The 15280-nt window shown below is 65.6% G+C and carries 16 protein-coding genes and 1 pseudogene; 10 read left to right on the top strand and 7 right to left on the bottom strand.

The annotated features are described in order from the left end of the window. Positions 1-129: 129 nt before the first annotated feature. On the bottom strand, positions 130-1011 hold the full coding sequence (locus tag ACREP4_RS11745) for a LysR substrate-binding domain-containing protein (RefSeq protein WP_431596364.1): 882 nt from the start codon (positions 1009-1011) through the stop codon (positions 130-132). Positions 1012-1172: 161 nt separating this feature from the next. Between ACREP4_RS11745 and ACREP4_RS11750 the strand changes: the two genes are divergently transcribed. Beyond that, complete coding sequence (locus ACREP4_RS11750) at positions 1173-1802, top strand: ankyrin repeat domain-containing protein (RefSeq protein ID WP_431596473.1); 630 nt, start codon at positions 1173-1175, stop codon at positions 1800-1802. Between the two features lie 52 nt (positions 1803-1854). Then, positions 1855-3309 carry an amidohydrolase family protein gene (locus tag ACREP4_RS11755; RefSeq protein WP_431596365.1) on the top strand — a complete coding sequence of 485 codons (1455 nt, stop codon included), beginning with the start codon at positions 1855-1857 and terminating at the stop codon, positions 3307-3309. Between the two features lie 133 nt (positions 3310-3442). Here ACREP4_RS11755 and ACREP4_RS11760 read toward each other — a convergent pair. The 3 genes and pseudogenes from ACREP4_RS11760 to ACREP4_RS11770 all read right to left on the bottom strand — a co-directional run bounded on the left by ACREP4_RS11760 (position 3443) and on the right by ACREP4_RS11770 (position 5963). Further along, positions 3443-4079 (bottom strand): annotated as a pseudogene (locus tag ACREP4_RS11760) (glutathione S-transferase family protein). 51 nt (positions 4080-4130) lie between these two features. Then, positions 4131-4514: a hypothetical protein gene (locus tag ACREP4_RS11765; protein WP_431596366.1), complete on the bottom strand. Its 384-nt coding sequence runs from the start codon at positions 4512-4514 to the stop codon at positions 4131-4133. 84 nt (positions 4515-4598) lie between these two features. Then, on the bottom strand, positions 4599-5963 hold the full coding sequence (locus tag ACREP4_RS11770; protein WP_431596367.1) for a glutamate--cysteine ligase: 1365 nt from the start codon (positions 5961-5963) through the stop codon (positions 4599-4601). Positions 5964-6171: 208 nt separating this feature from the next. Here ACREP4_RS11770 and ACREP4_RS11775 point away from each other — a divergent pair, with 208 nt between their 5' ends. The 3 genes from ACREP4_RS11775 (at position 6172) to ACREP4_RS11785 (ending at position 8787) form a co-directional block, all read left to right on the top strand. Next, positions 6172-6870: a VIT1/CCC1 transporter family protein gene (locus ACREP4_RS11775; protein ID WP_431596368.1), complete on the top strand. Its 699-nt coding sequence runs from the start codon at positions 6172-6174 to the stop codon at positions 6868-6870. 4 nt (positions 6871-6874) lie between these two features. Continuing rightward, positions 6875-7708 (top strand): helix-turn-helix domain-containing protein, encoded by an 834-nt coding sequence (locus tag ACREP4_RS11780; RefSeq protein ID WP_431596369.1) that lies wholly within the window; start codon positions 6875-6877, stop codon positions 7706-7708. Between the two features lie 101 nt (positions 7709-7809). Beyond that, positions 7810-8787: an MBL fold metallo-hydrolase gene (locus tag ACREP4_RS11785; RefSeq protein ID WP_431596370.1), complete on the top strand. Its 978-nt coding sequence runs from the start codon at positions 7810-7812 to the stop codon at positions 8785-8787. Positions 8788-9096: 309 nt separating this feature from the next. Here ACREP4_RS11785 and yihA read toward each other — a convergent pair whose 3' ends face one another. Beyond that, positions 9097-9729, bottom strand: coding sequence for a ribosome biogenesis GTP-binding protein YihA/YsxC (gene yihA / locus ACREP4_RS11790; protein WP_431596371.1), 633 nt, complete (start codon positions 9727-9729; stop codon positions 9097-9099). 217 nt (positions 9730-9946) lie between these two features. Between yihA and ACREP4_RS11795 the strand changes: the two genes are divergently transcribed. The 4 genes from ACREP4_RS11795 (at position 9947) to ACREP4_RS11810 (ending at position 13245) form a co-directional block, all read left to right on the top strand. Next, positions 9947-10732, top strand: coding sequence for a c-type cytochrome (locus ACREP4_RS11795; RefSeq protein WP_431596372.1), 786 nt, complete (start codon positions 9947-9949; stop codon positions 10730-10732). Between the two features lie 97 nt (positions 10733-10829). After that, complete coding sequence (locus tag ACREP4_RS11800; protein ID WP_431596373.1) at positions 10830-11474, top strand: thiol:disulfide interchange protein DsbA/DsbL; 645 nt, start codon at positions 10830-10832, stop codon at positions 11472-11474. Between the two features lie 128 nt (positions 11475-11602). Beyond that, complete coding sequence (locus tag ACREP4_RS11805) at positions 11603-12433, top strand: thiol:disulfide interchange protein DsbA/DsbL (protein ID WP_431596374.1); 831 nt, start codon at positions 11603-11605, stop codon at positions 12431-12433. Positions 12434-12504: 71 nt separating this feature from the next. Then, a complete protein-coding gene (locus ACREP4_RS11810; RefSeq protein ID WP_431596474.1) occupies positions 12505-13245 on the top strand; it encodes an endonuclease/exonuclease/phosphatase family protein in 741 nt (246 codons plus the stop codon). A 4-nt stretch (positions 13246-13249) separates the two neighbouring features. Here the strand turns inward: ACREP4_RS11810 and ACREP4_RS11815 are convergent, their stop codons facing one another. After that, a complete protein-coding gene (locus ACREP4_RS11815; RefSeq protein ID WP_431596375.1) occupies positions 13250-14128 on the bottom strand; it encodes an EamA family transporter in 879 nt (292 codons plus the stop codon). Positions 14129-14201: 73 nt separating this feature from the next. Between ACREP4_RS11815 and ACREP4_RS11820 the strand changes: the two genes are divergently transcribed. After that, positions 14202-14672 (top strand): Lrp/AsnC family transcriptional regulator, encoded by a 471-nt coding sequence (locus ACREP4_RS11820; RefSeq protein ID WP_431596376.1) that lies wholly within the window; start codon positions 14202-14204, stop codon positions 14670-14672. Positions 14673-14723: 51 nt separating this feature from the next. On the opposite strand, the gene ACREP4_RS11825 is transcribed toward ACREP4_RS11820, so the two are convergent. Further along, a complete protein-coding gene (locus ACREP4_RS11825) occupies positions 14724-15134 on the bottom strand; it encodes an ExbD/TolR family protein (RefSeq protein WP_431596377.1) in 411 nt (136 codons plus the stop codon). Positions 15135-15280 lie beyond the last annotated feature (146 nt).

Consider the following 15280-nt stretch of genomic DNA (forward strand, 5'->3'; position numbering starts at 1 on the left):
CCCGCCTCTGCAATCAGAATTGACCGAGGGTAACCCGGCCGGTCTGCATGCCAAAAGCGCGGACTGCACAGTTATTGAATTGGCATTGCAGACATCAGCAGCGCTACAGATGAGTGCGTATCAACCGCTTCAACCTGTCGCTTCACCCAACATCCGCTGCAACATCGCCGCCAGCACTTTGATCTCCGGATCGGCCGATGCGCGGTGCAGCAACACCAGCTCGATGCTGTCGATCACCGGCAGGCCGCTTTCCGGCCCCAGCACGAAGTGCGCCGCAGTCACCGCGCGCGCGGGCAACAGGCTGATGCCGAGCCCGTCACCCACCGCCGCCTGGATGCCACCAAGGCTGGAGCTGGTGAAGCTGATGCGCCACGGGCGGCCCAAGGCCTCGACGGCGTCAATCATGTCTTCGCGGTACAGGCCACGCGGCGGGAACGCCACCAGCGGCACCGGGTCGTTGCCGAATGCCGGGCTGGCGGCGCCGTCGATCCAGCACATTGGCTCGGGCCAACACGCCACGCCTTCGCGGCTGCCGCGTCGCTGCTTGACCAACACCAGATCCAACTCGCCACGGTCGTAGCCTTCGCCCAGCGCACGGCTCAAGCCACTGCTGACTTCCAGCTTCACGCGTGGGTGATCGCGGCTGAACTCGGCCAGCAGGCGCGTGGTGCGGCCGGCAGCGAAATCTTCCGGCACGCCGAAGCGCAGCGTGATCGGCGCACCGCCGCTGGACAGCGCTTCAGCCAGTTCTTCGTTCAAGGCCAGCATCCGCCGCGCGTAGCCCAGCACGGTTTCGCCGATGTCGGTCGGGCGCACGTCGCGCGCGCCACGGTCCAACAGCCGGTGCCCGGCCAGGTCTTCCAGACGCCGCAGTTTCTGGCTGATGGTGGACTGGGTGGAATGCAGGCGCGTGGCGGCGACGGTGAAGCTGCCGCAATCGGCCACCGCCACCAGCGCGCGCAGCAGGTCGAGATCAAACACCGATCTATTCGATTTTGAAATGTCGCCCATCAATACATTTAATTTCTGGATGGAATGAGCGACTTGTAGCATCGGCGCAGGGCCGGCGTAAACGCTGGCGCAGTCACCTCCGGCGCGCCCCGCAGGCCGTCACGCAACTGGAGAACACCATGGCAGCCCGGCACTGGGTCACCACACATGCACTGGCAGCGATGCTGGCCTCCTGCGCGGCCGGTGCCGACGCAGGGCCGCAGAACCGGCAACTGCACCACGCCGCCAGCGCCGGCAAGGCAGACGATGTCCGCCGGCTGCTGGCCGCCGGTGCCGAGCTTGAAGCGCGCGATGCTGACGGCCGAACGCCGCTGCTCACCGCCGTGCGCGAACGCCAGACCGCCGCCGCGCTGGCCTTGATCGACGCCGGTGCCGACGTCAACGCCAAGGACACCCTCAACGACAGCGCTTACCTGCTGGCCGGCGCGAGCGGTCAGCTGGAAATCCTGCGCGCCACCCTGCAGCACGGCGCCGACCTGCGCAGCACCAACCGCTACGGCGGCACTGCGCTGATTCCTGCTGCGGAACGCGGCCATGTTGAAGTCGTGCGCACCTTGATCGACGCGGGCGTGGCGGTGGACCACGTCAACAGGCTTGGCTGGACCGCCTTGTTGGAGGCCATCATCCTCGGCGATGGCGGTGCGCAGCATGTATCCATCGTGCAGCAACTGATCACTGCCGGCGCCGATGTGAACCTGGCCGACGCGGATGGCGTGACGCCGCTGCAGCACGCCCGCCAACGCCGTCAGTCCGACAACATCCGTCTGCTGCTTGCCGCCAACGCACGTTGAGCGCAGCCCCTTTCCTGCTGCGCTCGCGCCGCACTTATCAGGTAGTCCTTGCATGAAAACTCCGCTCTCCCTCGCACTGTCGGCGCTGCTGGTCTCTGCTGCACCGGCCATCGCAGCCGAAACGACCGCCGATGTACTGATCCGCCATGCCACCGTGGTCGATGTCGAACACGGCAGCACCCGCGCCAATCAAACGGTCGTGATCCGCGGCAACGACATCGTCGCCGTGGGTGACGACAACGCCCTCGCCCGCCAGTGGCGCGCCGCCAAAAACATCGACGCGAAGAACCGCTACCTGATCCCCGGCCTGTGGGACATGCATGTGCATTTCGGCGGCGGCCCGGAACTGATCGAGGAGAACAAGGCCCTTCTGCCGCTGTACGTGGCGCACGGCATCACCACCGTGCGTGATGCTTCCGGCGACCTGGCCGAACAGGTGTTGTCATGGCGCGGGCAGATCGCCAGCGGCCAGTTGTTCGGGCCGCAACTGTTCACCTCCGGCGCCAAGATCGAAGGCCTCAAGCCGGTCTGGAAAGGCACCATTGAAGCCGGTGATAAAGCTGGTGTGGATGCGGCGCTGGACCGCGAGCAGCGCGACCAGGTGGACTTCGTCAAGATCACCGACAGCACGCTCACGCCCGAGTTGTTCCTGTACGCGCTGAGCCAGGCCAAACAGCGTGGCCTGCGCACCTCCGGGCATATTCCGATGGCGCTCACCGTGAGCCAGGCGGTGGATGCCGGCATCAGTTCCATCGAGCACCTCGATTACGCCTACAAGGCCGGCGTGAAGGACGAAGCCACCATTGCCGCCGACTTCGCCGCAGGACGCATCGACCGCGCTGAAGCCAACCGTCGCCTGCATGCCGGTTTCGACCGTGATACCGCGATGGCCGCCTACCGCCGCTTCGCCGAACTCGGCGTGGCGGTGACGCCCACGCTGGACGGCGGCCGCATCATCGATTTCCTCGACGTTGAGCCGCACGACAACGACGCCTACCTGGCCTACATCGGCCCGGGCCTGCGCAAGACCTACGACTGGCGCGTGGAGCGCGCAGCCAAGGCCACGCCGGAGCAGATCCAGGCGCGCCACGCGCGTTACGCCCAGGTCGCCGCCGTGCTGCCGATGCTGCAGGAAGCCGGTGTGCAGATCATGGCCGGCACCGATGCGGGCTTTCTCAATTCGTACAACTATCCCGGCATCGGCCTGCACAACGAACTGTCGCTGTACGTGCGCGAAGGCCTGACGCCGCCGCAGGCACTGATCGCCGCCACCCGCAGCGGCCCGGCATGGTTCGGCAAGCTCGACCGCTACGGCGCCGTGGACATCGGCAAGGCCGCTGATCTGGTATTGCTGGATCGCAACCCGCTGGAAGACATTGAAGCCACCCGCACCATCAACACCGTCATCCTGCGCGGCCAGGTCTATGATCGCGCCGCACTGGATGCGCTGCTGGAAGGCGCCAAAGCGAAAGTGACTGCATGGAATCAGCAAGCGGCAGCGAAGTAAGCCTTCGCACTTCGGTCGGCTGCATCGCATGGCGTGATCGCGAAAGTGATCACGCCATGTTGCGATTCACGGCACATCCAAGCCGACAGATCGCTTCAACAGCGCACCGCCATAAATCAGAAGAAAGCCGCACTCAGCTGCGCGGTGCAATCAACGCATCATCCAGCGCCGCCGCACGCTGCCACGCTTCGCGCGCACGCAGTCGCTCACCGTAGATGGTGAAGGCGTCACGCTCGGGCAGTGTCTTGAACATCGTGCCCCACAGCACCTGGCTGCCCACGTACACGTCGGCCGCGCTGAAGTGTTCGCCCAGCACACGGATACGCTTCAGCGACCGCGCCTTCCAGCGTATCGACCATCTGCTCGAAGCTGCCGTAACCCACCGTTCCCGACCGTTCCGGCGGTGCCAGCAAACCCAACGCTTTGGCGCTGACCGCCGCCTCCACCGGGCCGGCGGCGAAGAACAGCCAGCGGAAATACTCGCCGCGTCGCGGGTCATCCAATGCCGGCGCCAGCCGCGCCGCAGGAAATGCATCGGCCAGGTAGCTGCAGATCGCCGCACCTTCGGTCACCACCGTGCCGCGATGGACGATGGCCGGCACCTTGCCCATCGGATTGATGGCCAGATACTCCGGTGACTTCATGTCCTCGCCGAAGCTCAGCACTTGCGTGCGATACGGCTGCCCGATCTCCTCCAGCATCCAGCGCACGATGCGGCCGCGTGACTGCGGGTGGGTGTAGAAAACAATCTCTTCGGCCTTGCTGGTCATGCGCGTGACTCCGAGTTGAGCGCGCAGTCTAGCCACTCCATGCAGCGTCCGTCAGCGGTGCCGGTAGGCGTACACCACGCTGGAGGGCTGCGGCCGCGCCAGCTCCTGCCCGGCCACCGCAATCACCGGCAAGGCGTAGCCGCGCGAGGTCGCCAAACCGCTGCCGGAAAAGCGCTCCTGGAAGGCGGCCTGGGTGTGCGGATAGTCGATATTGTGGAAGCGTATCGGCACGCCGGCCTGCTCCAGTTCGGTCAGCATGCGGCTGGTATAGGCACAGCCGGGGCGACCATAAACATCAATCACGCTGCGGTCCGGCAGCACCCGCGCAGCGGCTGCGGCCTGCTCCTGTTGCTTCACCGCGTCGTAGCGTTTGTAGACATGCACGCCGCCACCGAGCACGCCCAGCAGCACCAGCAATCCGACCATTCGATTCATTGCGCGTCCTTGCACACCGTAGTCTGGCGGCGACGCTAACACGGCCGAGCGACGCGCCTCAAGCGCGTCGCCCAGCCGGCGGAATCAGTAAGCGAACTCTGTGAACACCGGATCGATGTTTCCGTTCCAACGGCCGTGGAACAGCGCCAGCTTGCGCTCGGCAGCGGTCTTGCCGGAATCGACAATCTCCTGCAGCACATCCAGGTAATGCGTCTCGTCCTGGCCGTCGCTGTTGAGCGCGGCGCGGCGACGCAGACCATCACGCGCGATCTCCAGCGCGCGCGCAGCCAGGTCACGCACGGTGCCGTTGCGGAACGGCAGGTTCATTGCATGCTTCGGCACGCCGTCGCGCAGCACGTTGCGTTCGACCAGGCTGAAATCCTTGACCAGATCCCACGCCGCATCCAGCGCGGTCTGGTCGTACAACAAGCCCACCCAGAAGGCCGGCAGCGCACAGATGCGGCTCCACGGGCCGCTGTCGGCACCGCGCATTTCCAGGTACTTCTTCAGGCGCACTTCCGGGAAAGCCGTGGTCATGTGATCGGACCAGTCGCGCAGCGTCGGCATCGCGCCCGGCAGCACCGGCAGCTTGCCCTGCATGAAATCGCGGAAGCTCTGCCCGCTGGCGTCGTGGTAGATGCCGTCGCGGTAGGAGAAATACATCGGTACGTCGAGCAGGTAGTCCACGTAACGCTCGTAACCAAAGCCATCCTCGAACACAAAGTCGAGCATGCCGGTGCGACCGGCGTCGGTGTCGGTCCAGATGTGCGAGCGGTAGCTCAAAAAGCCGTTGGGCTTGCCTTCGGTGAACGGCGAATCGGCGAACAGCGCGGTGGCAATCGGCTGCAGCGCCAACGACACGCGGAACTTCTTCACCATGTCCGCTTCGGAGGCGAAATCCAGGTTGACCTGCACCGTGCAGGTGCGGGTCATCATGTCCAGGCCGAGCGAACCGACCTTGGGCATGTAGTTCTTCATGATCTGGTAGCGGCCCTTGGGCATCCACGGCATGTCCGCGCGCGTCCACTTGGGCTGGAAGCCCATGCCCAGGAAGCCCAGCTGCAATTCGCCCGCCACCTGCGCCACTTCATTGAGATGGGTGCCGGTTTCCACGCAGGTCTGGTGGATGTCTTCCAGCGCTGCGCCGGACAACTCCAACTGCCCGGCCGGCTCCAGCGACACCGAGGCGTTGTCGCGCAGCAGGGCGATGGTGTTGCCGTTCTCCCGCACCGGCTCCCAGCCGAAACGGGTCAGCCCGGTGAGCAGCGCTTCAATGCCGCGCTCGCCGTCAAAGGTGGGCGGACGCAGGTCATCCAGGCGGAATCCGAACTTCTCGTGCTCGGTGCCGATCCGCCACTGCGACTTGGGCTTTTCGCCCGAGGCAATGTTCTCGACCAGTTGGTCGCGGTCGGTGATGGGGGTATCGGCGACGTGGCTGGGGCTCGACAAGGGGAGGCTCGCAGGAATCTGGTCTGGGCGGGATGTGGGGGCCGGGGCCCTGCATCGCAAGGGCGCACTATATCGCGGCACCCCTTGCCATCATGTCACCGTGGCGGGTTTCAGCATCCTATCGACACCGGCTTGACTGGGCTGCACCCCGCAACTGCGCTTGCGAGTCGTTCCGCCGTGGGCTGACGCACCGTCCTAAACTGCACGCATGAGCCGATCAAGACATCCGGAAGTCCACCGCTCCGACCGCGTCGGCTGGCTGCGTGCCGCCGTGCTGGGCGCCAATGACGGCATCGTCTCGGTGGCCGGGCTGGTGGTCGGCATCGCCGCCAGCGGCGCATCGGCGTCCACCATTCTGGCGACTGGCGTTGCCGGCACCGTCGCTGGCGCCATGTCGATGGCCGCTGGCGAATATGTGTCCGTGCAATCCCAGGCCGATGCCGAGCACGCCGATCTGGCGGTGGAGCGCCGCGAGCTGCACGAAGACCCGCACAGCGAACTGGACGAACTCACCGCCATTTATCGGCACCGCGGGCTGTCACCGGAACTGGCACGCGAAGTCGCCGTGCAGCTCACCGCCCACGACGCACTGGCCGCACATGCACGCGACGAACTGGGCATTACCGAGGAACTGCGCGCCCGCCCGATCCAGGCAGCCGCCGCGTCCGCAGCAGCATTCATCGCTGGCGCGGCGTTGCCAGTGCTGACTGCATTGCTTGCACCGCATGCGCATGTGGCGCAGATCACCACCGCGTCCACGCTGGTCGGCCTGTGCATCACCGGCGCGTTGGCCGCACATGTCGGCGGCGCCGCACCGGTGCGCGGCGCGTTGCGGGTGATGTTCTGGGGCGCGCTGGCGATGAGCGCAGCTGCAGCCATCGGACAGTTGTTCAACACCGCGTTGTGACCCGATGACACGCCAACCGCCCACCAATGCCGCGCTGCTCACACAGCTGGCCACGCTGGCCGACTGCCAGCGCGCGGACGGCTACGCCTGCATCACTGCGCGCCGCGAACACGGCGCATCGTCGGTGGAAATTCCGCAGCCGCAGTTCGCCATCCTGCTGCAGGGACGCAAACAGGTCCGCACCGCGCAGCAATCCTTGGAACTGGCACCGGGCGATATTTTTCTGGTCAGCCGCCGCTGCCGGATTGATGTGGTCAACATTCCCGATCCACACAGCGGTCTGTATCTCAGCGCGATCGTGCCGTTCTGCGCCGAAGCCCTGAGCGCTGCGCGCACCTTGTGGAACGAGCCCCTACCCGACGCTGGCGATGCCCTCGCCCAACTGGCGCTGGCCGAGTACGGCGCCACGCTGCTGCAATGGCGGCAGGCGCTGGAAGCGGGCCACTACACCGAAGCGCGATTGGCGCTGGCCACCCTTGCGGTGGCGTTCTGCCGACATGGCCACGGCAGCCTGTTGATCCCACCGGAGCCCGGCTTGGGCGAACGCATCCGCGACCTGGTCGCCGCGCAGCCGCAACGCGATTGGCAGTCGCGTGATTTCGAGCAACAGCTCGGCATGAGCGGGGCAACCTTGCGGCGGCGACTTGCCGGCGAACAACTGGGCCTGCGTGAGTTGATCAGCGACGCGCGGCTGGCGCACGCCATGCAACTGCTTTACACCACGCAGCTGCCATTGAAGAGCGTGGCCGCGCGGGTGGGTTATCGCTCACTGAGCAGTTTCAACAAACGTTTCGCCACGCGTTACGGCCTGGAGCCGGCGGCCATCGGCAACAGTTGAGCCATGTGCGAGCGATTCGCACAACATTGTGAGCGAATCGCACGCGTCATCACCGGCAGCATGAGGGCCTCGCGGCAACGCCGCCCTCCACGGAACCTGCCATGCGTTTTCCCGTCGTCCATCGCCTTGCCGCTGCGTTGTTGCTGAGCGCCTGTGCCAGCACCACGTTTGCCTCCACCACCCACGTACCGCAGCAGCAAGTGCCCGGTGTGTATCACCAACAGATCGGGCAGCTGCAGGTCACCGCGCTGTTCGACGGCACGGTCGCGCTGGGCCGACAGGAGCTGATCGGCATCGACGCCGGCGCCGTCACCCGCCTGCTCGATCACCGTTATGTACCGGAAGACGGCAAAGGCCTGCAGACCGCGGTCAACGCGTATCTGGTGCAGCGTGGCACTCACCTGGCCTTGGTCGACACCGGCACCGCGCAATGCTTCGGCCCCGGTCTTGGTCAGGTGCTGAGCAACCTGCAAGCTGCCGGCTATGCGCCTTCAGAGGTCGACGATGTGCTGCTGACCCACGCCCATCCGGACCACCTGTGCGGCCTGCTCGACGCGCAAGGCAAGCCCGCCTTCCCCAAGGCCACGGTGTGGCTGTCCAAGGCCGATGCCGACTATTGGCTGGACCCGGCCAGCGAAGCCACCGCACCACAGCCGCTGCGCTTTGCCTTCGCCCTGGCCCGCAACGCCGTGGCGCCGTATGCCGCCGCCGGCAGCCTGCGTCGCTTCACATCAAGCGACACGTTGCCGGCCGGCGTCACCGCACTGGACAGCCACGGCCACACGCCGGGGCATGTGTCGTACCGGCTGGACGCAGGTGCAAGCCAGCAATTGCTGGTCTGGGGCGACATCGTGCATTTCCACGCGGTGCAGTTCGCCCGCCCGGATGCCTCCTACGAAGCCGACAGCAACCGCAACGCAGCGATAGCCAGCCGCCGCACGATGATGAGCGAGGCGGCAGCGAAGGGTTGGTGGGTGGCAGGCGCGCACCTGCCCTTCCCCGGCCTGGGCCACGTCCGGAGCGAAGGCGACGCCTTCGCCTGGGTACCGGGCGAGTTCGCGCCGTTGCCGGTGAAGTAATAGATAAGCGGAGAATTTGAAGCCCCTCTCCCGTTCACGGGAGAGGGGTTGGGGTGAGGGCAAAGCCGGAGCCGACTCGCGACCAGACGCAGACGTCCATCCGAGCCAAGGCTAGATGCCAATCAATGCACCCAAAGCTCCCCTCATCCGCCCCTTCGGGGCACCTCGCTCCGCGCCCCGGCCACGCACAGCGTGCGTGGCGTTCAGTCATGCACGAGCCAGTGGCTCGTAAGCCGCATGCCTTCACCCCGTTACGGGAGAAGGGATACTTCGGATGGCTCGGGGGCTCGATAGCCGGCCCCCGCGCTATCAGCCCTGCGGAACCTCAGCCACGACCGGCGGGTTCAAGCCCAGCCAGCCACCGATGACCAGACGGGCTTCATCCACACCCTGCTTCGATTCGCCGGAAAACAGCTGCACGCCGACGGTGTCGCCGAACGCGGAGGACAGTTCCTTGCGCACCTGCTTCAGCGCCTGCATCTGCTGGCCACGGCCGAGCTTGTCGGCCTTGGTGAGCAAGGCGTGCGCCGGCAGGCCACGCTGGACCGCGTAACCGAGCATCTGCCGGTCGTATTCCTTCAGCGGGTGGCGGATGTCCATCACCACCACCAGGCCTTTGAGCGCCTGACGGGTGCGGAAATACTGGTCAATGAAGGCCTGCCAGTGCGCCTGCAGGTCCTGCGGGACCTTGGCATAACCGTAGCCCGGCAGGTCCACCAGGCTCGCCTCGGGCGTGACCTGGAAGAACACCAATTGCTGGGTGCGGCCCGGGGTCTTGGAGACGCGGGCCAGCGCATTGCGGCGGGTCAGCGCATTGAGTGCGCTGGACTTGCCTGCGTTGGAGCGGCCGGCGAATGCAACTTCGGCCCCTTCATCAGGCGGCAACTGCCGGCTGGTGTGGGCGGAAAGCAGGTAACGGGCATTTTCAAGAAGCTGTGACATGCGCATAGGATCGCATGTTGCGGCGCCGCGCGTTGGCTGTATTGGCCCTTGCCGGGCACAGCCCCGGCATCTCCGGCAACCGCCAGCAGCGCCGGTTGTGTGCCGTCGGCTCCGGTTTTTGCTGCACTGCTTCGTTGACCCTGCCGCGAAACGGCGTTGATAATCCGGGCGATGCCGGCGGAAGCCCCGCCTGGCCCGGTCCACACGGAGCTTCCGCATGCGCCATGCTCGTGTTCTTGCCGTTACCGCACTTGTTGTACCCGTCATTGCCGCCGTTGCGTTCGCCCAGAGTTCGGTCATCCCGGTTCCGGACAACGCACCGGTGCATACCGCGCCGTTGGAAGTGGATTTCAGCAAAACCAAACCCGGTGACGCCAAGGCTGGTGAGGCCAAGTCGGCCACCTGCACGGCCTGCCACGGTGCCGATGGCAATTCGCCGGTGGATATCTACCCGCGCATTGCCGGACAGAGCGAGCGTTACATTGCCAAGGAGCTGGCGCTTATCGCCAACGGCCAGCGCAATGAAGGCGCCGTGGTGGCGATGATGCCGTTCGTGCAGGACCTCACTCCGCAGGACATGCGGGACCTCGGCGCCTATTTCGCCACGCAGAAGGCCGGTGCCGGTGTTGCCGATGACGCGGTGGTGGCCGATGGCCCGTATGCCGGCCTGAAGTTCTATGAAATCGGCCAGAAGCTCTACCGGGGCGGCGATGCCAGCCGCAACATTCCAGCCTGCATGGCCTGCCACGGGCCGGCCGGTGCCGGTAATCCGGGGCCGGCTTATCCGCATATCGGCGGGCAGTACGCTGGCTATGTCAGCCAACGCCTGCAGCGTTACCAGGCCGGGCAGACCCAGGAAACCGATACCGCGCAATTCAAGATCATGGAGCAGATCAGCAAGACCTTGACCGAGCAGGAAATCCAGGCGCTGGCCAGCTATGTCCAAGGCCTGCATGACCGCGCTCACGACGCCAAGGTGATTGCCTCCGCCGCCCAACCCTGACCCCGCCAGCCGCCCCGGCGGCCGGCAAAACGCTGCTGTTCGCAGATACGCCGGCCGCAAGGTCGGCGTCTGCTTTTTTCACTGGAGATTCCCCCCGATGAAGTTGTTGCCCCGCCTGTTCCTGCTGTTTGCCACGGCGCTGCCGCTGACCGCCTGCGCCTCGCCCACCGCCCCGGTGCAGGGTGAAGACTATGAATTGATCGCCGCGCCCGGCCCGTTTGAGCCGCTGGCTGGCAAGATCGAAGTGGTGGAAGTGTTCGGTTACACCTGCCCGCATTGCGCGCACTTCGAGCCGCAGCTGGAAGCCTGGACAGCCAAGCTGCCCGCTGATGTCCGCTTCACCCCGGTGCCGGCCGCATTTGGCGGTTATTGGGATGCCTATGCCCGTGCCTTCTACGCCGCCGAACAGGTGGGCGTGCTCAAGCGCAGCCATGCCGACGTGTTCAAGGCCCTGCATGAGCAGCGCAGCCTGCCGATGCAGAGCGTCTCGCCGCAGGAACTGGCCACGTTCTATGCCAATTACGGCGTGGAACCGCAGCGCTACGTCGAAGCCCTGGGCAGCGCGCAGGTGGACGAAAAGATCAAGAAAGCGCGCGACTTCGCCCTGCGTACCCAAGTGCCCGGCACCCCGGCGATGATCGTCAACGGCAAGTACCTGGTCCGCGCCCGTAGCTTTGAAGACACGCTGCGTGTCGCCGATGCGTTGATTGCCCGCGAACGCGCGGCTGGCAAGGGCCGCTGAAGCTGGCAAGGCGGCGCGAACAGCGCGCCGCCGGTTCAGCCGCCGCCATCAATAATGGCATCATGCCGGCGCCCGCCGCGGTGCAGCGGCCTGATGCATCAACGAAACCTCGCTGGAGATCCAACCTGATGAATATCCGCTTCGCCCTGGCCCTGACGGCCCTGCTTCCGCTGATGGTGGCCTGCAAGGCCCAGGACGGCACTGCCGAAACCGCTGCCCCGGCCACCACGCCTGCCGCCACTGAAGCCGCTCCGGCTGCTGCGCCGGCCGCACCGGCCGCACCGGCTGCCACCGACGCTGCAGCCCCCGCTGCTGCCGAAGGCGCCACCGCCGAAGCCGCTGCCAACACCCCGGTGCCGGCCCCGGCCCGTCCGGTGGGCCCGGAGCCGGTCGCAGGTACCGACTACGTTGTCATCGAAGGCGGTCAGCCGTTCCAGCCGGCGACCGGCAAGATCGAAGTCACCGAGATCTTCGGCTATGTCTGCCCGGCCTGCGCCCGCTTCCAGCCGCTGGTCGGCTCGTGGAAGGCCGGCCTGCCCGCTGACGTGAACTTTGTCTATGTGCCAGCCGGTTTTGGCGGTATCTGGGACAACTACGCGCGCGCCTTCTACGCCGCCGAAGCCCTGGGCGTGCAGGAAAAGACCCACGACCCGCTGTACGCCGCCATCCACGTCGAGAAGACCCTGAAGGGTGAAATGGGTGTGGATTCGCCGGAAGACATCGCCAAGTTCTACGGCCAGCACGGCGTGGACGCCAAGACCTTCCTGGACACCATGAGCGGCTTCTCGGTCGCGGCCAAGGTCAACCGCGCCAAGCAGTTCGCCCAGCGCAGCAAGATTGCCGGCACCCCGTCGATCATCGTCAACGGCAAGTACCTGGTGAAGGGCAAGAGCTTTGACGACATGCTCCGCATCGCCGACCACCTGATCGCGCGCGAACGCGCTGCCAACGCCAAGTAAGGTATTCCTGGGGCCTCGGTTTCGAGGCCCCTGATTTGCAAGCCGTGAAATCCCCCACTCAGACATTGCGGTTGCTGACGGCCAACATCCAGGCCGGTTCCAGCACCCGCCGCTACAGTGATTATGTGACCCGCAGCTGGTCGCATGCCCTGCCTGCGGGCCAAAAACGCTCCAGCCTGGACGCCATTGCCCAGCTGGCCAGCGGTCGCGACATCGTGGGCCTGCAGGAGGCCGACCCCGGCAGCCTGCGCTCGGGCTTCACAAATCAAACCCACTATCTGGCGCAACGGGCCGGCTTCAACTATTGGAGCCACCAGCCCAACCGCCGCATGGGCGGCGTGGCCTCCAGCGCCAATGGCCTGCTCAGCCGGCTGGAGCCGGTGGAAGTGCAGGACCATGCCCTGCCCGGCCGCCTCGGCGGACGCGGCGTGCTGCTGGCCCGGTTCGGCGATGGCAACGAAGGCCTGACGGTGGCCGTGGCGCACTTGTCGCTCGGCGTCAGCTCGCGCCTGTCGCAGCTGGATTTCATCTCCGACCTGCTCAGCGACCACCCCAACGCGGTGCTGATGGGCGATTTCAACTGCACTGCCGAACGCCCGGAAATGCAGGTGCTTTACCGCAAGACCCGGCTGCAGCCGCCCGGCTGCCTGGTGCACACCTTCCCCAGCTGGGGCCCGGACCGCGCCATCGACCATATCCTGACCAGCGATACGCTCAAGGTCGTCGATACCCGCGCCGTGCCAGCTGCGCATTCGGACCATCTGGCGGTGGAAATGGAAGTCGAAGTTCCGGGCAACAGCCTGCGGAACTGACCGCTTACGAACTTGTTGGAATATCCACAGCGCGCGGCCGACGCGCCGTCACCGTACTGCCCACCGACGCCAGCACCGTGCAACCGATTGCCAGCCACTGCAGGCCGGTGAGTTGCTCGTGCAACAGCAGCATCGCCCACAGCGCCGCCACCGCCGGCTCCATGCTGATGAGAATGCCGAACGTCTCCTTCGGCAGACGCTTGAGCGCCATCATTTCCAGTGACATCGGAATCGCGCTGGACACCACCGCCACCAACGCGCCGGCCAGCAGGATTTTGGGGTCCAGCAACAGGCTGCCCGCATGTGCAACGCCAATCGGCACCACCACCAACGCAGCCGCCGCCAGGCCCAGCGACACGGTGTGACCGGCGTGCAGATGGCTGGCACGTTTGCCGAACACGATATACAGGCCCCAGCACGCGGCGGCGCCCAATGCGTACACCACACCGGTCGGATCCAGCGACTGCGCCCCGCCCAGCGGCAACAGCAGCGCCAGCCCGATCACGGTGCAGCCCACCCAGACAAAATCGATCACCCGCCGCGACGACCACATCGCCACCGCCAACGGGCCGGTGAATTCAATCGCCACTGCGATGCCAAATGGAATGGTGCGGATGGCCATGTAGAACAGCAGGTTCATCACGCCCAGCGTCAGCCCGTAGCGCAGAATCGCGGCGGCATCCATGCGACTGGTGTGCCAGCGCCAGGGCCGCCACAACAGCAACAGAAACAGCGCCGAGAAACCCACGCGCAAGGCGCTGGTGCCTTGCGCGCCGATCAAGGGAAACAACTGTTTTGCGTAGGACGTGCCAATGGCCAGCGAAGTCACCGCACCAAGCACCGCCAGCACCGGTACAAGCGGCGCGAATCGAGAAGTCTGCATGGCGCGTATTGTATTGCGCTCGTCGCGAGCGCTTGGCTCAATTGACACCCCCTCCACGCAATTTCCGCTCGCCATGGCCAAGCTCCCCGTTCTCGACGATTTCGACCGCGCCATCCTGGCGTTGCTGCAGCAGGACAGCAGCACCCCGCAACGCGAAATCGCCGAGGCCGTGCATCTGTCCGCACCGGCGGTGCAACGGCGCATCCGTCGGCTGCAGGACATCGGGGTGATCGCCGCGAACACAGCGGTGCTGGACGCGAAATTGCTGGGCCGCCCGCTGACGCTGATCGTCGAAGTGCGGGTAGTCAGCGAACAGAAGAGCAAGGTGGCACCGCTCAAACGCCGCATGCAGGAAGAGCCATCGGTGCAGCAGTGCTATGCCATCACCGGTGACGGCGACTTTCTGCTGGTGCTTTCGTTGGCTTCGATGGAGGAATACGAAGCCATCAGCGAGCGTCTGTTCGGCAACGACAACAACATCGAACGCTTCCGCACCTCAGTGGCCATGAACACCCTCAAACGCAGCTTCGCGGTGCCGCTGTAAGCCACTGCGCCCGGGAACCGCGAGTGGATTCCCGGGTGCACTGTTCAACCGCTACTGCACGAACGCGATGCGTTCCATATGTGCGTTGTTGGCAGCGGCCAGCACCTGCGCCATCACTTCGTACTGTGCATCTGGCGAGGCGGCGCTCCGCAGTTCCGGCACGTTGCCGGCGTGTATCTGGGCTTGCTCCGCCAAACGCGACTGCACATCCGCTCGGGCCAATGGCTGGCCGTTCCAGTACAGCTGGTTGCCTGCATCCACGCGCACTTCGATCGGCGGTGGCGGCTCGGGGCGGTCGATGATCTTGTTGGTGTGTTGTGGCAGATCCACCGCAATGGGCATGGCCACCATCGGTGTGGTGACAATGAAGATGATCAAGAGCACCAACATCACGTCCACCAACGGGGTGACGTTGATGTCGGCCAACGGACGTCCGGAATTGCCTGCTGCACTGAATGCCATGTCCAGTTCCCCCAGAGCGAGGCCGGCTGCCTCATCGCCGACGCTACGCCCTCGCCTTGCCGCTGCCATCTGCCTTGACGCCTTTCGTTCAGCCCATAGAAGGCCAGCGCTCACCGTCCATCGCATAGGCAGCTGACGAGTTCCGC

The organism is Stenotrophomonas sp. (assembly GCF_050737575.1).
In the GTDB taxonomy this organism is placed as follows: Bacteria; Pseudomonadota; Gammaproteobacteria; order Xanthomonadales; family Xanthomonadaceae; genus Stenotrophomonas.